Annotated in this window: 21 protein-coding genes and 1 pseudogene; 16 read left to right on the top strand and 6 right to left on the bottom strand. The window is 72.4% G+C overall.

Annotated features, from left to right (window positions below; genetic code table 11):
• Positions 1–295: 295 nt before the first annotated feature.
• Positions 296–952: pseudogene (gene cofC / locus ACFV7Q_RS16425) on the bottom strand (2-phospho-L-lactate guanylyltransferase); the annotation flags it as partial.
• Between the two features lie 195 nt (positions 953–1,147).
• Between cofC and ACFV7Q_RS16420 the strand changes: the two are divergent.
• From ACFV7Q_RS16420 to ACFV7Q_RS16410, 3 genes are read left to right on the top strand one after another with little or no spacing between them, the layout of a single operon-like run.
• Positions 1,148–1,900 carry a lysophospholipid acyltransferase family protein gene (locus ACFV7Q_RS16420; RefSeq protein ID WP_385428893.1) on the top strand — a complete coding sequence of 251 codons (753 nt, stop codon included), beginning with the start codon at positions 1,148–1,150 and terminating at the stop codon, positions 1,898–1,900.
• Positions 1,897–2,907 (top strand): NAD(P)H-dependent glycerol-3-phosphate dehydrogenase, encoded by a 1,011-nt coding sequence (locus ACFV7Q_RS16415; protein ID WP_385428892.1) that lies wholly within the window; start codon positions 1,897–1,899, stop codon positions 2,905–2,907. Before ACFV7Q_RS16420 ends, ACFV7Q_RS16415 begins: the two co-directional genes overlap by 4 nt.
• A gap of 39 nt (positions 2,908–2,946) precedes the next feature.
• Entirely contained in the window at positions 2,947–4,104 is a 1,158-nt protein-coding gene (locus ACFV7Q_RS16410) for a D-alanine--D-alanine ligase family protein (RefSeq protein ID WP_385428891.1), read from the top strand.
• A 73-nt stretch (positions 4,105–4,177) separates the two neighbouring features.
• On the opposite strand, the gene ACFV7Q_RS16405 is transcribed toward ACFV7Q_RS16410, so the two are convergent.
• On the bottom strand, positions 4,178–4,675 hold the full coding sequence (locus ACFV7Q_RS16405; RefSeq protein ID WP_385428896.1) for a DUF3515 domain-containing protein: 498 nt from the start codon (positions 4,673–4,675) through the stop codon (positions 4,178–4,180).
• A gap of 23 nt (positions 4,676–4,698) precedes the next feature.
• Positions 4,699–4,932 carry an Lrp/AsnC family transcriptional regulator gene (locus ACFV7Q_RS16400; protein WP_179172577.1) on the bottom strand — a complete coding sequence of 78 codons (234 nt, stop codon included), beginning with the start codon at positions 4,930–4,932 and terminating at the stop codon, positions 4,699–4,701.
• Between the two features lie 245 nt (positions 4,933–5,177).
• Here ACFV7Q_RS16400 and ACFV7Q_RS16395 point away from each other — a divergent pair, with 245 nt between their 5' ends.
• Positions 5,178–6,161, top strand: a complete 984-nt coding sequence (locus ACFV7Q_RS16395; RefSeq protein ID WP_385428889.1) for a thiamine-phosphate kinase — start codon at positions 5,178–5,180, stop codon at positions 6,159–6,161.
• Positions 6,158–6,961 (top strand): bifunctional hydroxymethylpyrimidine kinase/phosphomethylpyrimidine kinase, encoded by an 804-nt coding sequence (gene thiD, locus ACFV7Q_RS16390; RefSeq protein ID WP_385428887.1) that lies wholly within the window; start codon positions 6,158–6,160, stop codon positions 6,959–6,961. Before ACFV7Q_RS16395 ends, thiD begins: the two co-directional genes overlap by 4 nt.
• Positions 6,962–7,131: 170 nt before the next feature.
• Here the strand turns inward: thiD and rpmB are convergent, their stop codons facing one another.
• Entirely contained in the window at positions 7,132–7,317 is a 186-nt protein-coding gene (gene rpmB / locus ACFV7Q_RS16385; RefSeq protein ID WP_064070327.1) for a 50S ribosomal protein L28, read from the bottom strand.
• A gap of 241 nt (positions 7,318–7,558) precedes the next feature.
• Between rpmB and ACFV7Q_RS16380 the strand changes: the two genes are divergently transcribed.
• The 9 genes from ACFV7Q_RS16380 (at position 7,559) to mutM (ending at position 16,617) form a co-directional block, all read left to right on the top strand.
• Entirely contained in the window at positions 7,559–9,214 is a 1,656-nt protein-coding gene (locus tag ACFV7Q_RS16380; RefSeq protein WP_385428885.1) for a DAK2 domain-containing protein, read from the top strand.
• A gap of 16 nt (positions 9,215–9,230) precedes the next feature.
• Positions 9,231–11,444 (top strand): ATP-dependent DNA helicase RecG, encoded by a 2,214-nt coding sequence (gene recG, locus ACFV7Q_RS16375; RefSeq protein ID WP_385428883.1) that lies wholly within the window; start codon positions 9,231–9,233, stop codon positions 11,442–11,444.
• 86 nt (positions 11,445–11,530) lie between these two features.
• Entirely contained in the window at positions 11,531–12,109 is a 579-nt protein-coding gene (gene rsmD, locus ACFV7Q_RS16370; protein WP_385428882.1) for a 16S rRNA (guanine(966)-N(2))-methyltransferase RsmD, read from the top strand.
• 29 nt (positions 12,110–12,138) lie between these two features.
• On the top strand, positions 12,139–12,618 hold the full coding sequence (gene coaD, locus ACFV7Q_RS16365; RefSeq protein ID WP_385428895.1) for a pantetheine-phosphate adenylyltransferase: 480 nt from the start codon (positions 12,139–12,141) through the stop codon (positions 12,616–12,618).
• 105 nt (positions 12,619–12,723) lie between these two features.
• The gene (locus ACFV7Q_RS16360; RefSeq protein ID WP_385428880.1) at positions 12,724–13,803 is read left to right on the top strand and encodes a cell division initiation protein; all 1,080 of its coding nucleotides are present in this window, start codon (positions 12,724–12,726) and stop codon (positions 13,801–13,803) included.
• A 69-nt stretch (positions 13,804–13,872) separates the two neighbouring features.
• The gene (locus ACFV7Q_RS16355; RefSeq protein WP_385428879.1) at positions 13,873–14,583 is read left to right on the top strand and encodes a YceD family protein; all 711 of its coding nucleotides are present in this window, start codon (positions 13,873–13,875) and stop codon (positions 14,581–14,583) included.
• A 2-nt stretch (positions 14,584–14,585) separates the two neighbouring features.
• Positions 14,586–14,759, top strand: coding sequence for a 50S ribosomal protein L32 (gene rpmF / locus ACFV7Q_RS16350; protein WP_026165248.1), 174 nt, complete (start codon positions 14,586–14,588; stop codon positions 14,757–14,759).
• 19 nt (positions 14,760–14,778) lie between these two features.
• Positions 14,779–15,600, top strand: a complete 822-nt coding sequence (rnc, locus tag ACFV7Q_RS16345; RefSeq protein ID WP_385428877.1) for a ribonuclease III — start codon at positions 14,779–14,781, stop codon at positions 15,598–15,600.
• Positions 15,601–15,756: 156 nt separating this feature from the next.
• Positions 15,757–16,617: a bifunctional DNA-formamidopyrimidine glycosylase/DNA-(apurinic or apyrimidinic site) lyase gene (mutM, locus tag ACFV7Q_RS16340; protein ID WP_385428875.1), complete on the top strand. Its 861-nt coding sequence runs from the start codon at positions 15,757–15,759 to the stop codon at positions 16,615–16,617.
• On the opposite strand, the gene ACFV7Q_RS16335 is transcribed toward mutM, so the two are convergent.
• Both ACFV7Q_RS16335 and ACFV7Q_RS16330 read right to left on the bottom strand, forming a co-directional pair.
• Positions 16,590–16,970, bottom strand: a complete 381-nt coding sequence (locus ACFV7Q_RS16335) for a winged helix-turn-helix transcriptional regulator (RefSeq protein WP_385428873.1) — start codon at positions 16,968–16,970, stop codon at positions 16,590–16,592. The genes mutM and ACFV7Q_RS16335 overlap by 28 nt on opposite strands.
• An 83-nt stretch (positions 16,971–17,053) precedes the next feature.
• Entirely contained in the window at positions 17,054–18,088 is a 1,035-nt protein-coding gene (locus tag ACFV7Q_RS16330) for a CAP domain-containing protein (protein ID WP_385428871.1), read from the bottom strand.
• 135 nt (positions 18,089–18,223) lie between these two features.
• Between ACFV7Q_RS16330 and ACFV7Q_RS16325 the strand changes: the two genes are divergently transcribed.
• Together ACFV7Q_RS16325 and ACFV7Q_RS16320 are read left to right on the top strand one after the other, a co-directional pair.
• Positions 18,224–18,505, top strand: a complete 282-nt coding sequence (locus ACFV7Q_RS16325) for an acylphosphatase (RefSeq protein WP_361095212.1) — start codon at positions 18,224–18,226, stop codon at positions 18,503–18,505.
• Between the two features lie 371 nt (positions 18,506–18,876).
• Positions 18,877–19,092 (top strand): hypothetical protein, encoded by a 216-nt coding sequence (locus ACFV7Q_RS16320; RefSeq protein ID WP_030162422.1) that lies wholly within the window; start codon positions 18,877–18,879, stop codon positions 19,090–19,092.
• Positions 19,093–19,128 lie beyond the last annotated feature (36 nt).

Here is a 19,128-nt window from a genome sequence, read left to right as displayed (position 1 = left end):
AATTTTGTCGGGCGCACTACTCCCACGCGGGGCGGGTTTCCCCCGAGGGGAAGCCGGCCCGCGGTGCGTCATCGCAGGTCAGGCGGTTCCTTCGTCAGAACGTCTGCAAGGTGACCAGGGTGATCCGCAGGCTCGGGCCCACCCCGGAGGTCTCGATCCGGACCCGCTGCCCGGGGCGCAGCAACCGCAGCCCGCCCGCGTCGAACGCCGGGGCGTCGAACGGCACCGGCGTGCCGTCGTCCAGCAACACACTGCCGCTGCGGGTCTGGGGGTCGTACGTGTACGCGGTCGCCTGCATACCGGCACTGTATCGGGCCGTATGGGGCCCGACGCCCAGGGACAGCGCCCTGCGCAGATCAGCCCCCGTATCCACGTCCCGGCGCACGCTGTCCACCCCCGCCAGGGCGATTTCCGCGGCCCCCGATGCGGAATGCCGGGCCCGTGACGGCCCCCCGAACGAGGGTGCCAATTCCGACTCGGGGCCGGCGGAAAGCAGGGTCGTGCCGATTCCCGCGGCATCCGCGAGAAATGCCCGGGGAAATGCGGATGCCGCTTCGAGCACGCGTAGCAATTCCGGTGGACGCAGTGCGGGAAGGTCTGCGTTCATCGCGGCGAGCGCCACCCGCGGCCGGGCCGCGCGTATCTCCCGCGCCCCGTGGGCCAGGGCCGCGTTGAGCCCCGCGCCCGGCGCGTCCGGCACGATCCGCGCTCCCAGCCGGGCCAGTTCCGCCCCCGCCGCCCGGTCGTCCGTGACGACCACCACATCCGACACCGCCGGGCAGGCCAGCGCCCCCGCCACGGTGTCCTGCGCGAACGCCAGCGCCAGCCCCGGCCGCGACGCCCCCACGGCGGCCGCGAGCCGGCTCTTGGCCACGGCCAAGGGCTTCAGCGGGATCACCAGGTTCCAGACGGCGTTCGTGGCGGACCCCTTCCCTCCGGTGCCCGGCGGCACCCCCCGCGTGCCATGGCCGGGTCATGAGCCGGTCATGCGTCCGTCCATTGTCGCCGCCGCCGGCCGACCGGGGGCTGCGGCGGGCTGAGCGGGGCGTACGGTGTTCTCGACAGGGACCGGCCCCGAGGCCACACTTGCGGCCGACGAGGTGCCCAAGCCGTGCACCGGTCCCCGAGCCCAGAGGAAGGTGTCCGAGTGTCCCGCCGCAGAATCGGCTTCTGGTACCGCCTGGCGGCGGTCATCGCAAAACCGCCGCTGGTGGTGCTCTTCAAGCGGGACTGGCAGGGAATGGAGCACATTCCGGCCGACGGCGGATTCATCACCGCCGTCAACCACAACTCGTACCTGGACCCGCTCTCCTACGCGCACTTCCAGTACAACACCGGCCGCGTGCCCCGCTTCCTGGCGAAGGCGGCCCTGTTCAAGGTGCCGTTCGTCGGCGCCATCCTGCACGGCTCCGGCCAGATCCCCGTCTACCGCGAGACCACCAACGCCCTGGACGCGTTCCGGGCCGCCGTGGACGCCATCGAGCGCGGCGAGTGCGTGGCCTTCTACCCGGAGGGCACCCTCACCCGCGACCCCGAGGTGTGGCCGATGGCCGGCAAGACCGGTGCGGCCCGCGTCGCGCTGATGACCAAGGTGCCGGTCATCCCGGTGGCCCAGTGGGGCGCCAACCTGGTCATGCCGCCGTACGCCGAGGAGAACAAGGTCCGGCTTTTCCCCCGCAAGACCCTCCAGGTGCTCGCCGGGCCGCCCGTGGACCTCTCCGCCTACTACGACCGGGAACCCACCCCGGAGGTCCTCAAGGAGGCCACCGAGGCCATCATGGACGCCATCACCGCCCTCCTGGAGGAGCTGCGCGGCGAGAAGGCCCCCGAGCAGCCGTACGACCACCGCAAGGCCAGGGCGGAACAGCGGCGCAAGGCCGCGGGGGAGGGCACCAAGTGACGCGTCCCGTCAAGGCAGCCGTCTTCTCCGCGGGCTCTTGGGGCACCGCCTTCGGCATGGTGCTCGCCGACGCCGGCTGCGAGGTCACCCTGTGGGCCCGACGCCCGGAGATCGCCGACGCCATCAACACCGGCCGCACCAACCCGGACTACTTCCCCGGCGTGGAGCTCCCGGCGAACCTGCGCGCCACCACCGACCCGGCCGAGGCCGCCCGCGGCGCCGACTTCACCGTCCTGTCCATCCCCTCCCAGACCCTGCGCGGCAACCTCGCCGAATGGGCCCCGCTGCTGGAGCCCGACACCGTCCTCGTCTCGCTGATGAAGGGCATCGAACTGGGCACGGCCAAGCGGATGAGCGAGGTCATCGAGGAGGTCGCCAAGGTGCCCGCCGAGCGGGTCGCCGTCGTCACCGGTCCCAACCTCGCCCGCGAGATCGTCGCCCGGCAGCCCGCCGCCGCGGTCGTCGCCTGCTCCGACGGGGCCGTCGCGCAGCGCCTCCAGGCGGCCTGCCACACCGCCTACTTCCGTCCCTACACCAGCACCGACGTCGTCGGCTGCGAGCTCGGCGGCGCCGTGAAGAACGTCATCGGCCTCGCCGTCGGCATCGCGGACGGCATGGGCCTCGGCGACAACACCAAGGGCTCCCTCATCACCCGCGGCCTCGCCGAGGCCACCCGGCTGGGCATGGCCATGGGCGCCGATCCGCTGACCTTCTCCGGCCTCGCGGGCCTCGGCGACCTGGTCGCCACCTGCTCCTCGCCGCTCTCCCGGAACCACACCTTCGGCACGAACCTCGGCCGCGGGATGACCCTGGAGGAGACCATCGCGGTCACCAAGCAGACCGCCGAGGGCGTCAAGTCCTGCCAGTCGGTGGCCGATCTGGCGCGCCGCCACGGGGTCGACATGCCGATCACCGACACGGTCGTCGAGATCGTCCACCACGGCAAGCCGCCGCTGGTCGCACTGAAGGACCTCATGGCACGCAGCGCCAAACCGGAACGGCGCTGACTCCTTTCCGGACGTATGAGCGGGTACCCTCGTGGCGATATGAGCAGCGAGAACCTCCCCCAGACCCCTGAGCAGCAGGGTCGCAAGCCCCGCGTGGCCGTCGTCTTCGGCGGCCGCAGCTCGGAACACGCCATCTCGGTCGTCACGGCGGGCGCCGTGCTGCGCGCCATCGACCGCTCCAAGTACGAGGTGCTGCCCATCGGCATCACCACGGACGGGCGGTGGGCGCTGACCGCCGACGAGCCCGAACGGATGGCCATCGCCGACCGCAAGCTCCCGAGCGTCGAGGAGCTCGCCGAGTCCGCCGAGGGCGGCGTCGTGCTCTCGGTCGACCCGGCCAGCCGCGAGGTCGTCTACACCGAGCCGGGCGCCGTCCCCAAGGCCCTGGGCGAGGTCGACGTCGTCTTCCCGATGCTGCACGGCCCGTACGGCGAGGACGGCACCCTGCAGGGCCTGCTGGAGCTCTCCGGCGTCCCGTACGTCGGCTCGGGCGTCCTGGCCTCGGCCGTCGGCCAGGACAAGGAGTACATGAAGCGCGTCTTCACCTCCTTCGGCCTGGCCGTCGGCCCGTACCTGACCGTCCGCCCCCGCGAGTGGGAGGCCGACCAGGACGCCGTCAAGGACCGGATCCTGGACTTCGCCGGCGAACACGGCTGGCCGCTGTTCATCAAGCCCGCCCGGGCCGGGTCCTCCATCGGCATCACCAAGGTCGACGACGTCTCCGGGCTGGACGCCGCGATCCACGAGGCCCGCCGCCACGACCCGAAGATCATCGTGGAGGCGCTGCTGCGCGGCCGCGAGATCGAGTGCGGCGTGCTGGAGTTCGAGGACGGGCCGCGCGCGAGCGCGCCCGCCGAGATCCCGCCGGTCTCCAGCCACGACTTCTACGACTTCGAGGCCAAGTACATCGACTCCGCCGCGGGCATCGTGCCCGCACCGCTCACCCCGGAGCAGACCGCCGAGGTGCAGCGGCTCGCGATCGAGGCCTTCGAGGCCGCGTCCTGCGAGGGCCTGGTGCGCGCCGACTTCTTCCTCACCGAGGACGGCACCTTCGTCATCAACGAGATCAACACCATGCCCGGCTTCACGCCGATCTCCATGTACCCGCGGATGTGGCAGGAGACGGGCATCTCCTACCCGGAGCTGGTGGACCGCCTGATCCAGGCGGCCCTGCGCCGCTCCACCGGGCTGCGCTAGCCGCGGCCCGCGCCGCGCCCGTCCGCACACGCGAAACCGCCCGCCGGGGAAATCCCGGCGGGCGGTCGGTGTGTCAGTACGAGGAGATCCCCTCCGGAACGGTCCTGGCGATCGCGGTGGACAGCCCGACCAGCATCCCCGCGTCCGAGGCGTGCTCCTTGTCGACCCGGACCTCCGTGTACGCCAGCCGCATCCCGGTGGTGAACCGGAAGGAGCCGTCGTCGAGCTTCTCCAGAAGCCAGGCGACGTCGTTCACGTGGACGCCTTCCTGCCGGGGATCGGCCATCTTGGCGGGCTTGGGGATACCGCACCGCAGTACGATCGCCGAGCCGCCCCACGCGGCGGTCAGACCGGACTCCGGCTCGGTGGGAGTCCGTTCCAGACCGGCCACCTTCTCCGGGAGTTCCCTGTGCAGCGCCGCGCAGTACTCCGCGACGTCGGCGGGCGGTGTGGGCGGTGGGTCCACCCGGGCCGCGCCGCCGACCGGGGAGCATCCCGCGAGGGCGGCTGCCGCGACCAGGGCGGACGGGGCGGGGACACGGACACGGAGCGGCCGGTGGTGGATCGACATCACCGGCCAAGAGTAGACGGGGGCTACAGATGGACCACCGGGCAGGTCAGGGTGCGGGTGATGCCCTCCACCTGCTGGACGCGGGCGACCACCATCCGGCCGAGATCGTCCACGGTGTCCGCCTGGGCGCGCACGATCACGTCGTACGGGCCCGTCACGTCCTCCGCCTGGATCACCCCCGGGATCTGGCTGATGGACTCGGCGACGAACGACGCCTTGCCCACCTCGGTCTGGATGAGGATGTACGCCTGTACCACGGAACCTCCAGAGCGGCCACGAGGATCGATTCCCCTAACCTCAAGATGGGCCCGTGGACAGCGGGCGGGCCCGGGGAAGAAGGGACGCCACGGTACCGCGTCGCCGCGCACCGCGGGGAGACCCGGGTGATCGGCGCCACGCACAGCGGGGCGCACGCAGAGCAGAAGTTGACGTATCAGTTGACGGTACCCAGAGCTGTGACGGGGCGCGACCGCAAGCGGACTGGGCAAGAAGGGGCACAGCGATGAAGGGCACTGTGGGCGAACTGGGGGAGTTCGGGCTCATTCGGGAGCTCACCTCACGGCTCACCACCACCCCGGCGGTCCGGCTCGGGCCGGGCGACGACGCGGCAGTGGTGTCCGCCCCCGACCGCAGGGTCGTGGCGAGCACGGACGTCCTGCTGGAGGGCCGGCACTTCCGGCGCGACTGGTCCACGGCCTACGACGTCGGACGCAAGGCCGCCGCGCAGAACCTCGCCGACATCGCCGCCATGGGCGCGGTGCCGACCGCACTCCTGCTCGGCCTGGTCGTCCCGGCCGAACTGCCGGTCACCTGGCCCACCGAGCTGATGGACGGCCTGCGCGACGAGTGCCAGGTCGCCGGAGCGGCCGTGGTCGGCGGGGACGTCGTCCGCGGCGACACCATCACCGTCTCCATCACCGCCCTCGGTGACCTGCGCAACCACGAGCCCGTGCTGCGCTCCGGGGCCCAGCCCGGCGACGTCGTCGCCGTCACCGGCTGGCTCGGGTGGTCCGCGGCCGGCTACGCGGTCCTCAAGCGCGGCTTCCGCTCGCCGCGGGCCTTCGTCGAGGCGCACCGGCGCCCCGAGCCCCCGTACCACGCGGGCCCCGCCGCCGCCGGCCTCGGCGCCACCGCCATGACCGACGTCAGCGACGGCCTGATCGCCGACCTCGGGCACATCGCGGAAGCCAGCAAGGTGCGGATCGACCTGCGCTCGGCCGCCGTCGACATCCCGACGCAGATGCACGACATCGGGCAGGCGGTCGGCGTCGACCCCTTGCAGTGGGTGCTGACCGGGGGAGAGGACCACGCCATCGTGGCGACCTTCCCGCCCGACGTGAAGCTGCCCGCCCGGTGGAAGGTCATCGGGGAGGTGCTGAACCGGTCCGCGCTGCCCCAGGTGACCGTGGACGGGGCGCCCTGGACCAGCACCGGCGGCTGGGACCACTTCGGCTCCGACCCCTCCGACGAGGAGGCCCCCCGATGAGCGACGCGCCACCGCTGTGCCTGACCGTCGCCGGATCGGACTCCGGCGGCGGCGCCGGGATCCAGGCCGACCTCAAGACCATGCTGGCACTCGGCGTGCACGGGATGAGCGTGGTGACCGCCGTGACCGCGCAGAACTCCCTGGGGGTGCGCGGGGTCTGGGAGCTGCCCGCCGAGGCCGTCACGGCCCAGTACCGGGCCGTCGTCGACGACATCGGCGTCGGGGCGGTCAAGACCGGCATGCTCTCCTCCGCCGCCCTGGTGGAGACGGTGGCCGGGCTGCTGGCAGGCACCGGCGCCCCCGCCGTCGTGGACCCCGTGGGGGTCTCCAAGCACGGGGACGCGCTGCTCGCCCCCTCGGCGCTGGACGCCGTACGCCGGGAGCTGCTGCCGCGGGCCACCGTGGCGACGCCCAACCTGGACGAGGTGGCACAGCTCACCGGAGTGGTCGTGGAGGTCGAGGACGACATGCGGCGGGCCGCCGACGCCGTCCTCGCACTCGGGCCCGAGTGGGCGCTGATCAAGGGCGGGCACCTGGCCGACCACGGCGGTGAGGCGGCCGACCTGCTGACCGACGGCGAGCGCCAGCTGTGGCTGCGGGCCCCCCGCCAAGACAACCGGCACACGCACGGCACCGGCTGCACCCTCGCCGCCGCGATCGCGGCCGGGCTCGCCAAGGGCCAGGACGTCCCGCAGGCCGTCATGACGGCCAAGGAGTACGTGACCGGGGCCATCGCGGCCGGCTTCGCGCTCGGCGGGGGCATCGGACCGGTGGACCACGCCTGGCAGTGGCGGCGCTGACACAGCCGCCCGCCCCGCGAACGGACGGAAGCCCGCCGCATCAGACGACGCGGCGGGCTTCCTGCAACGAGAAGGGGATCCCGCTGATCTGCAAAGGCAAAAGGCCGGTCCACGGGGTGGACCGGCCTTCCAGGCAACCGGAAAGGGCTGCGCTACGACGACGGGACGCGTCAGCGCGAGACCTTGCCGGCCTTGATGCACGAGGTGCAGGCGTTGAGGCGCTTCGGCGTCCCACTGACCACGGCACGCACGCGCTGGATGTTCGGGTTCCAGCGACGGGACGTACGGCGGTGCGAGTGCGAGATGTTGTTGCCGAAGCCCGGCCCCTTGCCGCAAACGTCGCAGTTGGCAGCCACAGGTCACTCCAAAGACTTCAGATGCACTTACAGTGAAATCCGGCGCACCGGATCAGAGATCTGAAGTGGTTTGCCGGGGGAAGAACCCGACTCTCATCGGGCAACCGGAGCAGCATACAACGACTGCTCCCGTCCAAGAAAACTACCATGGCCGCCGCCCGGCCCGCCCCGCGGTCCCCGCGCCCCGGAGGTGCTTGGTTACCCTGCGGTGAACCCTGGCCCGCACAAGGAGGAACGCCCGGTGCCGCACGAGCCGCAGCCGCAGCCCCTCGACGAGCTCGACGCCGAAGCGGTGCGCACCTGGAGCTCGCTGGCCCTGGCCGCACTGGACCGGGCCCGCGAGGACATCGACGCGATCAACGTCTACCCGGTCGCGGACGCGGACACCGGCACCAACCTCTACCTCACCGCCGAGTCGGCCGACCGCGCCCTCGACGCAGCCGGGGCGGCCGCCTCCCTCGGCCAGGTCGTACGGGCCTGGGCGCACGGCGCGCTCATAGGCGCCCGCGGCAACTCCGGCACCATCCTGGCCCAGCTGCTGCGCGGGGTGGCCGACGTCCTCGACGACGAACCGGCGGGGCGGGGGCACCCCCGCCTGCTGGCCCAGGCGCTGACCCGGGCCGCACAGGAGGCGTACGAGGCGGTCGCGCACCCGGTGGAGGGCACCATGCTCACCGTGGCCGCCGCGGCGGCGCGGGCCGCCGAGACCGCCGCGGAGGCCGCCGGAACGGCCGCCGGGAGCGTCGCGGACGTCGCCCGGGCCGCGTACGACGGCGCCCGCGCGGCCCTCGCCGACACCCCGGGGCAGCTGGCCGAGCTGGGCCGGGCCGGGGTGGTCGACGCCGGGGGCTGCGGACTGGTCGCGGTGCTCGGGGCCCTGTGGCAGGCGCTGTCCGGGCAGGAACCCGCCGCGGAGGCGGTCCGCGGCCGGGCCGTGTCCGTACCGCAGCAGCAACAGCGGCCCTGCGACGCCCACGACGAGCACGACGGGCCCGCGTACGAGGTGGTGTACCTGCTGGAGGCCGCCGAGGAGGCGGTGGCGGTGCTCCGCGGGCGGCTCGACGGGCTCGGCGACTCCCTCGTGGTGGTCGGCGGCGACCGGCTGTGGAACGTGCACGTCCATGTCGATGACCCCGGCGCCGCCGTGGAGGCCGGCGTCGTCGCCGGACGGCCCCACCGGATCCGCATCACCCACTTCGGCGACGAGCGGCGCCGGGCGGCACGCGGGGAGCGCGCCCAGCGGGCCGTGGTCGCCGTGGTCCCCGGCGAGGGCCTGGCCGGCCTGTGCGCGCAGGCGGGCGCGACCACCGTCCTCACCCCGCCCGGACGGGCGCCCGATCCCGGCGAGCTCGTCGACGCCGTCCGCCGGGCCCATGCCCGCGAGGTGGTGCTCCTGCCCGGCGGTGCCGACCAGCGCGCGGTCGCGGCCGCCGCGGCCGAGCGGGCCCGCGCCGACGGGGTCCGGGTCGCGGTCATCCCCACCCGGTCCGCGGTCCAGGGCCTGGCCGCCCTCGCCGTGCACGACCCGGAGGCCACCTTCGACGAGGACGTGGTCGCCATGACCGCGGCCGCCGGCGCCACCCGCTACGCGGAACTGGCCGTGGCCGAACGGCAGTCCTTCACCTCCGCCGGGATCTGCCAGGCCGGCGATGTGCTCGGGCTCATCGACGGCGACGTCGCCGTCATCGGCTCCGGCCTCGCCGACACCGCCGAGGCGGTCCTGGAGCGGATGCTCGGCTCCGGTGGCGAACTCGTCACCCTGGTCCTGGGGCCGGAGGTGCCGGAGGCCCTCGCCGACCGGCTGGAGGCCTACGTCCAGCACGGGCACCTCGCCGTGGACACCGTCGTGTACCGGGGCGGCCGCCACTCGGCGCCCCTGCTGATCGGGGTCGAATAGCCCTCTTGTCGGCGCCATGGTGTGCAATGAACACGTGCCCGCGCTCGACGAAGACCTCAAGAAGACGCTCGGCCCCGCCACCGCCAAGGTGCTGGCCGAGCAGCTCGGCCTGCACACGGCCCTCGACCTGCTCCACCACTACCCGAGGCGGTACGCCGAGCGCGGCGAGCTGACCTCGTTGGACGGCCTCGCCGACCAACTCGACGAGCACGTCACCGTCGTCGCGCAGGTCGCCGACGCCCGGATCCTGACCTTCAACGGGGGCCGCGGCAAACGCCTGGAGGTGACCATCACCGACGGCAGCGGCCGGCTCCAGCTGGTGTTCTTCGGAGCGGGCGTGCACAAGCCGCACAAGGAGCTGCTGCCCGGCCGCCGCGCCATGTTCGCGGGCAAGGTCTCCCTGTTCAACCGCAAGCTCCAACTGGCCCACCCCGCCTACGAGCCGCTCGGCGCCGACGCGGGCGAGTCCGACGCGGCGGCGGCCTTCGCCGGCAAGCTCATCCCGATCTACCCGGCCTGCAAGCAGCTGGAGTCCTGGAAGATCACCAAAGCCGTCGACGCGGTCCTGCCGCGCGCGGGCGAGGCCGTGGACCCGCTGCCGCCGGCCCTGCGGGAGGGCCGCGGCCTGGTCCCGCTCCACGAGGCCCTGCTGAAGATCCACCGGCCGGGCACGAAGGCCGACATCGAGGACGCCCGCCAGCGCCTGAAGTGGGACGAGGCCTTCGTCCTCCAAACCGCCCTGGCCCGCCGCCGACACGCCGATTCCAGCCTCCCGGCCGTCGCGCGGTGCCCCGCCCCCGGCGGACTGCTCGACTCCTTCGACGCCGAACTGCCCTTCACCCTCACCGAGGGCCAGCAGACCGTCTCCCGCGAGATCTTCGACGACCTCGCCACCGAACACCCCATGCACCGCCTCCTCCAGGGCGAGGTCGGCTCCGGCAAGACCTTGGTCGCTCTGCGGGCGATGCTGGCCGTCGTGGACAGCGGCGGCCAGGCCGCGATGCTCGCGCCCACCGAGGTCCTCGCCCAGCAGCACCACCGCTCGATCACCGAGATGATGGGCGAGCTCGCCGAGGGAGGGATGCTCGGCGGCTCCGAGCAGGGCACCAAGGTCGTCCTCCTCACCGGATCCATGGGCGCGGCCGCGCGCCGGCAGGCCCTGCTCGACCTGGTCACGGGCGAGGCCGGCATCGTCATCGGCACCCACGCCCTCATCGAGGACAAGGTCCAGTTCCACGACCTCGGCCTGGTCGTCGTCGACGAACAGCACCGCTTCGGCGTGGAACAGCGCGACGCGCTGCGCTCCAAGGGCAAGCAGCCGCCGCACCTGCTGGTGATGACCGCGACCCCGATCCCGCGCACCGTCGCGATGACCGTCTTCGGGGACCTGGAGACCTCCGTCCTCGACCAGCTGCCCGCGGGCCGTTCCCCGATCGCCACCCACGTCGTCCCCGCCAAGGACAAGCCGCACTTCCTCACCCGGGCCTGGGAGCGGGTCCGCGAGGAGGTCGAGGCCGGCCACCAGGCGTACGTGGTCTGCCCCCGCATCGGCGACGACATCGACCAGGCCGACCAGCGCAAGAAGAAGCCGTCCCCGGAGGACGAGAGCGAGAAGCGCCCGCCGCTGGCCGTCCTGGAGATCGCCGAGCAGCTGGCCCGCGGGCCCCTGGCCGGGCTGTCCGTCGAGGTGCTGCACGGCCGGATGGACCCCGCCGACAAGGACGACGTCATGCGGAGGTTCGCCGCCGGCGAGGTCCAGGTGCTGGTCGCCACCACCGTCATCGAGGTCGGCGTGAACGTCCCCAACTCCACCGTCATGGTGATCATGGACGCGGACCGGTTCGGCGTCTCCCAGCTCCACCAGCTCCGCGGCCGCGTCGGCCGCGGCTCCGCGCCCGGTCTGTGCCTGCTGGTCAGCGAGATGCACGAGGCCAGCCCCGCCCGGGCCCGGCTGGCCGCCGTCGCCGCCACGCTCGACGGCTTCGAACTCTCCCGGATCGACCTCGAACAGCGACGGGAGGGCGACGTGCTCGGCCAGGCCCAGTCGGGCGTGCGGTCCTCGCTGAGGATGCTCGCGGTCATCGAGGACGAGGAGGTCATCGCCCAGGCCCGGGAGGAGGCCACCCGCGTGGTCGCCGACGACCCGGAGCTGGAGGGGCTCCCGGGCCTCCGGGGCGCCCTGGAGGCGCTGCTGGACGCCGAGCGGGAGCAGTACCTGGAGAAGGGCTGACCGGAGCCGGGCGAGGGCCGGGCGGAAGTGCCGGGAGGCACGGCATATCGTGGAGACGCTGTGATCGCCGTAGTGAAGGACCCCAGATGACCCGCGTGATCGCCGGCACCGCCGGCGGGCGACGGCTGGCCGTGCCCCCCGGCACCGGTACCCGGCCGACCTCGGACCGGATGCGCGAAGGCCTCTTCTCCACCTGGGAGTCGCTGCACGGCGTCGAGGGGGCGCGGGTGCTCGACCTGTACGCCGGCTCCGGCGCCGTCGGCCTGGAGGCCCTCTCCCGGGGCGCGGGGCACGCCCTGCTCGTCGAGGCCGACGCCAAGGCCGCCAAGGCGATCCGGGACAACATCAAGGCGCTGGGACTGCCCGGAGCGGAGTTCCGGGCGGGCAGGGCGGAGCAGATCGTTGCCGTTCCCGCCGGCGCGGAACCGTACGACGTGGTCTTCCTGGACCCGCCGTACGCCGTCACCCACGCCGATCTTGGCGAGATCCTGCTCACACTCCGCGCCAATGGCTGGCTCACGGAGGACGCGCTCGTCACCGTGGAGCGCGGCACGAGGAGCGGTGCGTTCCCGTGGCCCGAGGGATTCGAGCCGCTCCGCTCCCGCAAGTACGGCGAAGGCACCCTTTGGTACGGCCGCGCCGCCTTCACCAGCGAAGAGTCATGATGACCGCTCCGGAGAGCAAGGGGACCAAGTTGCGTCGCGCCGTCTGTCCGGGGTCCTTCGACCCCATCACCAACGGACACCTCGACATCATCGGCCGGGCGTCCCGGCTGTACGACGTCGTCCACGTCGCCGTCATGATCAACCAGTCCAAGAAGGGGCTGTTCACCGTCGAGGAGCGGATCGAGCTGATCCGCGAGGCGACCGCGGATTACGGCAACGTCGAGGTGGAGTCCTTCCACGGACTGCTCGTCGACTTCTGCAAGCAGCGCGACATCCCCGCCATCGTCAAGGGGCTGCGCGCCGTCAGCGACTTCGACTACGAGCTGCAGATGGCGCAGATGAACATGGGGCTCTCGGGCGTCGAGACGCTGTTCGTGCCCACCAACCCCACCTACAGCTTCCTGTCCTCCTCCCTGGTCAAGGAGGTCGCGGCCTGGGGCGGCGACGTCTCCCACCTGCTGCCGCCGCACGTGCACGCGGCACTGACCGCACGGCTCGCCGAGCGCTGACCGGTTGGCGGGGCGTCGGCCTGTGTCCGCCGCCGCCCCCGTGGGCTTACAGTCGTCCCGTCCGTCTCGGGAACCGGCCCCGAGGCCGAGGAAGTGCGAGCCCCCATGGACGTGCAGAAGAAGCTCGACGAGATCGTCGCGGCCGTCGGCGGCGCCCGCTCCATGCCCATGTCGGCCTCCTGCGTCATCAACCGGGCCGAGCTGCTCGCCCTCCTCGACGAGGTGCGCCAAGCGCTGCCCGGCTCGCTGGCGCAGGCCCAGGAGCTCCTCGGCGGCCGGGAACAGATGGTGGAGGAGGCCCGGCGCGAGGCGGAGCGGATCATCGAGTCCGCGCACGTCCAGCGCGGCACGCTGATCTCCGACACCGAGGTCGCGCGCCGCTCCCGGGACGAGGCGGACCGGATCCTGGCCGAGGCGCACCGGGAGGCCGCGGAGGTCCGGGCGCAGGCCGACGACTACGTCGACAGCAAGCTCGCGAACTTCGAGGTCGTGCTCACCAAGACCATCGGCTCGGTGGACCGGGGCCGCGAGAAGCTGCTGGGCCGCGGGCCCGGGCTGGACGAGCACGGCTACCCGGACGCGGACGCCCCCGAGCCCAGCGCCGACCCCGAGACCCAGCGCCGGCAGGCGGACGCGTACGTGGACACCAAGCTGGCGACCTTCGAGGCGGTGCTGACCAAGACCCTGGAGGCGGTCGGCCGCGGCCGGCAGAAGCTCCTGGGCCGGGTGCCCACGGACGACCTGGGCGCCCACATCGCCGCACAGGACGCCGCCGGTGCGCCGCAGTCCCGGGCGGCGAGCGACGCGGACTTCCTGGCGGGCCTGGCCGAGCCGGCGCAGCCCCTCCACGCAGCGGCCCCCGCGATCCCGGCGCAGGCCGTGGCGGAGCCCGCGTACGACGCCTACGGCTACGGGCAGCAGCCCGGCTATCCCGGTGCTGACGGCGGCTCCAACGGAGCGGCTCACGCCGCGCCCGCCTACGGGGACCCGTACGGGTACCAGCAGCAGGCCCCGGCCCAGCCGGACCCCTACGCGGCGGTCTACGGCGGGCAGTCGGACCCGTACGCGGTCTACGGGCAGCAGGGGGCGGGGCGCCCGCAGCAGGGCGCCCTCGACGAGACGAGCTTCTTCGACACGAGCATGATCAACCTGGAGCAGCTGCGCGGGTACGAACAGGGCCGCTGAACCCGGATTGGGCTCACGGCGGAGCGCCGGGTATCCTGGCTGTTCGGTCGCGCGTATGCGTCGCGATCCATGCTGCCCTTGAGCGGCGGAATTCTTGATCTTCAGCGATCTGTGAAAGCAGGAACGGCCCTGAACACCCGCCTCGACCACCGCAACCCCCTCGTGTTCGACACGCACGAGCTGGGTCGGCGTCCTGGTGCCATGCAGCGGCTGTCCCGCGAGATCGCGGCCCCGGCGGACCTCGGTATCGCCGGTGTCATCGGAGTGCCGGAAGGTGCCCCGCTGGAGCTGGAACTCCGTCTGGAGTCGGTCATGGAAGGGGTGCTCGTCACAGGCACCGTCCGTGCATCGGCCGAGGGGGAGTGCGTAAGGTGTCTGGAGCCCGTCGCTCGCGAGATCGACGCGGACTTCCAGGAGATGTTCTCGTACCCTGACGCCGACGACCGGGGCCGCCCCAAGGCGGAGCCGGCCGACGACGCCGAGGACGACGAGGACACGCTCTACCTTGAGGACGGCTTGTTCGACCTCGAACCCGTGCTGCGCGACGCGGTGGTGCTCGCACTGCCGCTGCAGCCGGTGTGCCGGGAGGACTGTCTCGGACTGTGCCCGCAGTGCGGGGCCAGCCTGAACGAGGACCCGGAGCACCACCACGACGCCGTCGACATCCGTTGGGCGGCTTTGCAGGAACTCGTCGTGACCGATCAGGACGGCGAGAAGGACAACATGAGCGGCACTGCATCTGACGACGTTCAGAGCGCCGCCGAGAAGCAGGAGAAGTAGCCGTGGCTGTTCCGAAGCGGAAGATGTCGCGCAGCAACACGCGCCACCGCCGGTCGCAGTGGAAGGCTGCGGTCCCCACCCTGGTTTCGTGTGAGCGTTGCCAGGAGCCGAAGCAGCAGCACATCGCGTGCCCGAGCTGCGGCACCTACAACAAGCGCCAGGTCCTCGAGGTCTGAGCGGCTGGTGAGAGGCGCAATGTCTGAGCTGTCCAACGCTGAAGAGCAGGCAGACAGTAAGAACGCGGCCTCGTCCCACACGCTTCTGGAAGGGCGGCTCGGGTATCGACTCGAGTCCGCCCTTCTGGTGCGTGCACTGACCCACCGCTCGTACGCGTACGAGAACGGCGGCCTGCCCACGAACGAGCGCCTGGAGTTCCTCGGAGACTCCGTCCTCGGCCTGGTGGTCACGGACACGCTGTACAACACCCACCCCGACCTGCCGGAGGGCCAGCTGGCCAAACTGCGGGCCGCGGTGGTCAACTCGCGTGCTCTGGCGGAAGTGGGACGCGGCCTCGACCTCGGCTCCTTCATCCGGCTCGGCCGGGGCGAAGAGGGCACCGGTGGCCGGGACAAGGCCTCCATCCTCGCCGACACCCTCGAAGCGGTGATCGGCGCGGTCTACCTGGACAAGGGCCTCGACGCGGCCTCGGAGCTGGTGCACCGGCTCTTCGACCCGCTGATCGAGAAGTCCTCGAACCTCGGGGCCGGCCTGGACTGGAAGACCAGCCTCCAGGAGCTGACTGCCGCCGAAGGCCTTGGCGTGCCCGAGTACCTGGTCACCGAGACCGGTCCGGACCACGAGAAGACCTTCACCGCTGCCGCCCGCGTCGGTGGTGTCTCGTACGGCACCGGCACCGGCCGCAGCAAGAAGGAAGCGGAACAGCAGGCGGCGGAGTCCGCGTGGCGCGGGATCCGTGCCGCGGCGGACGAGCGGAAGGCGCAAGCCGCTGCCTCCGACGGCGCACCAGCCGGGGACGGCGGGTCGCCGACCCCTGCCGATCCGGCGTCGAAGGCCTGACCCTTCCTTCCGATCCCCCGCGGATCCTCCCGCCCGTCCCTGCCCGCGCAGGGGCGGGCGGTTCCTGCGTTCGAGGGGAGGGCGCCGCCCGCGGACGGCGGGCCGGTAGGCTCGCTGGCGGAGCCCTGAAGAGCCGTACCCCACCGGAGGAACACCGTGCCCGAGCTGCCCGAGGTCGAAGTGGTGCGGCGGGGCTTGGAGCGCTGGGTGGCCGGACGGACCGTCGACGCCGTAGAGGTGTTGCACCCGCGTGCCGTGCGCCGGCACCCGGCGGGCGCGGTCGACTTCGCGGCGCGGCTCGCCGGCCGGACCATCGGGGTGCCGCAGCGGCGCGGGAAGTACCTGTGGCTGCCCCTGGAGGGGCGGGACCTGTCCGTCCTCGGTCACCTCGGCATGAGCGGGCAGCTGCTGGTGCAGCCCGAGGACGCCCCCGACGAGAAGCACCTGCGCATCCGCCTCCGGTTCAAGGACGACGCGGGCACCGAGCTCCGCTTCATCGACCAGCGCACCTTCGGCGGGCTTTCGCTCCACGACACCTCGGCCGACGGGCTGCCCGACGTCATCGCGCACATCGCCCGGGACCCGCTGGACCCGCTCTTCGACGAGGACGCCTACCACCGCGCGCTGCGGGCCAAGCGGACCACGGTCAAGCGGGCCCTGCTCGACCAGTCCCTGATCAGCGGGGTCGGCAACATCTACGCCGACGAGGCGCTGTGGCGGTCCCGGCTGCACTACGAGCGCCCGACCTCCGCCCTCACCCGCCCGCGGAGCACCGAACTCCTCGGCCACGTCCGGGACGTGATGAACGCGGCCCTCGCGGTCGGCGGCACCAGCTTCGACAGCCTCTACGTCAACGTGAACGGCGAGTCGGGCTACTTCGACCGCTCGCTCGACGCCTACGGGCGCGAGGACGAGCCCTGCAGGCGCTGCGGCGCCGCGATACGACGCCGCCCCTGGATGAACCGGTCCAGCTACTTCTGCCCGCGCTGTCAGCGGCCGCCGCGCCTGGCGTCGTAGGACTCCCGCGCGGCCAGCACCTGGGGCATGCCGCCCTCCAGGAAGTGGATGAGGGCGAGCAGCCGGTCGGCGACCTCGATGCCGAGCGGGGTCAACTCGTAGTCGACGCGCGGCGGGTTGGTCGGCTGGGCCTCGCGGTGGACGATGCCGTCGCGCTCCAGCGCCTGGAGGGTCTGCGACAGCATCTTCTCGCTGACGCCGTCCACCTTGCGGCGCAGCTCGTTGAAACGGCAGGAGCCGTCGCGCAGGGCGCCCACGGTGAGGCTGCCCCAGCGTCCGGTGACGTGCTCCAGGGTCTCCCGGGACGGGCAGCCCCGGGCGAACGCGTCGAACGGCGGTGCTGTCGTCTCCATGCGGCCAGCTTAGCCGCGCACAGCGCTTGCGGACAGGTTGCGCTTTCGTCCGGTAAGCGTCCGACTCCCGGGTCCGTATCCGCCTAGTGGCCGAACTCCTGGGTCCACCAGGGGCCGCCGGCGGCGACGTGGACGCCCACCCCGAGGGTGCGGAACTCGCAGTTGAGGATGTTGGCCTTGTGACCGGGGCTGTTCATCCAGGCGTTCATCACGGCCCGGGCGTCGCCCTGGCCGCGGGCTATGTTCTCGCCGCCGAGGCCGGAGATCCCCGCGTTCACGGCCCGGTCCCACGGACTGTTGCCGTCGGGGTCGGTGTGGTCGAAGAAGCCGCGGACGGCCATGTCCTTGCTGAAGGCCCCGGCCAGCGCCGCGAGCGGAGGGTTGGCCCGCACCGGACCGCAGCCGGCCTGGCCACGCACCTCGTTCACCAGGGCCACCACCGCGGCCTCCTCGGCGGAGTGGCCGTCGTCGGGTACGGGTACGGGCGCGGGGGCCGGAGGCTTCGGCGCGGCGGGCTTGGGCGCGGCGGGCTTCGGGGCGGCGGGCTTCGGGGCGGCGGGCTTCGGCGCGGCCGCTTCGGGTGCGGCCGGCTTCGGGGCGGCCGGCTCAGGAGCGGGCGCCTTCGGGGCTGCCGGCTCAGGAGCGGGCGGCTTCGGGGCGGCCGGCTCAGGAGCGGGCGCCTTCGGGGCGGTGGTGCTCTTCTCCGGAGCCGGAACAGGGGCCGCAGCCGCCGCCGGGGAGGAAGAGGCGGACGGCGAAGGGGAGCCGGAGGGGCTCGCTGAGGCCGTCGGCGAGGGGGAGGCGGACGGTGACCCCGTGGCGGACGCGGCCGTGTCGGGGGCGGAGGAGGCGCGACCGGACAGGTTGGCGAGTCCGCCCTGCCGGATCGGCGTGCCGGCCCCGGTGGTGCTCACGCGCTCCGTCTCCGTGCGGCCGGCGGCGGAGCCGGCCGCGGTGACCCCCACGTACGGGAAGGAGGAGCCCACCGGCACCACACCGGTGGTGACGGCCGCCGTGGCCAGGACCACGGCCACGGACACGCCCAGCAGGCCGGCGCGCACGGCGGTGCGGCGCCCGTCGACGCGGCGCGGCGCGGCGGGAAGTCGGTGACGTCCCATCGGTCCTACCTCCCTCACAAGTCCAAGATCATACTTTGTGCACCCAAATGGGTGAGTTCGTTGCTGCGTGACCTTACCGTCCCGGCGGCCGGGGGCGATGCCCCCGGTGATCGCCCTCCCGGTTAGCGTTCACGCATGAACGAAGATGTCCGGCTCACCGCTTGGGTGCGCGGTCGTGTACAGCGCGTGGGCTTCCGCTGGTTCACCAGGGCCAATGCACTGGAGATCGGCGGACTCGTCGGCTTCGCACTCAACCTCGACGACGGGCGAGTGCAGGTGGTGGCCGAAGGTCAACGTGAGAATTGCCACCGGCTGCTCGATTGGCTCCGCTCCGCCGACACGCCCGGGAGGGTCGACGGGGTGACCGAAATCTGGGGGACGCCGCGCGGCGGCTACGACGACTTCGCGATCAGGTGAGCGCTCGGATGATCATGTACTGATCACATCTCCGCACCTCGCACACCGTGCCGGATCTGCACGTTCGTCCGGAGGCGTCACCCGGCGGTGGCCGGGGGAGCGTTGCCGGCGGCGCGGAACCGTGGAAGGCTCGAAGGAGCGGACGATCTCCACGTCCCTCGGGAGGGCCGGCGGCCCGCCGATACGGGGCGTGATCGTGTTGACCGTCAAACTTTTTGGTGAGACGCTGGAAGCCCCGCGCACCTGAGCTGTTTGGCAGTGATGGAGCAGTAAGCCCAGTGACTGGCCGTCGCTGTCGGACATCCGCGGGTGCGATTCCCTCACGACCCACACCGCTTCGGTCGGTCACTCAGTGTGGAGGACCATCCATCATGGCAAAGGCGCTTCTCGGTTACGTCGGCGGCTCCGACCCGCGACTCCTCGCCGAGATGCGACGGCTTCAGCAGCGCGTCCAGGACCTCGAGTCCGAGCTCGTACGGATTCAGTCCGAAAACGATGCGCTGAACGCGGCCGCCGCTCAGCACGGAGACTCGCTGCTGGACCGCATCGACATCGACGTACCCCAGGCGGAGCCTGCGCTCACCTGATCCGCGCTCACTCGTCGCTCGACTCCAGCCCCGCAC

Origin of the sequence: Streptomyces sp. NPDC059851 (assembly GCF_042732005.1) — a bacterium.
Lineage (GTDB): Bacteria > Actinomycetota > Actinomycetes > Streptomycetales > Streptomycetaceae > Streptomyces.
The sequence above is the reverse complement of the archived record's forward strand: the minus strand, read 5'-3'. Positions and strand labels throughout refer to the sequence as shown.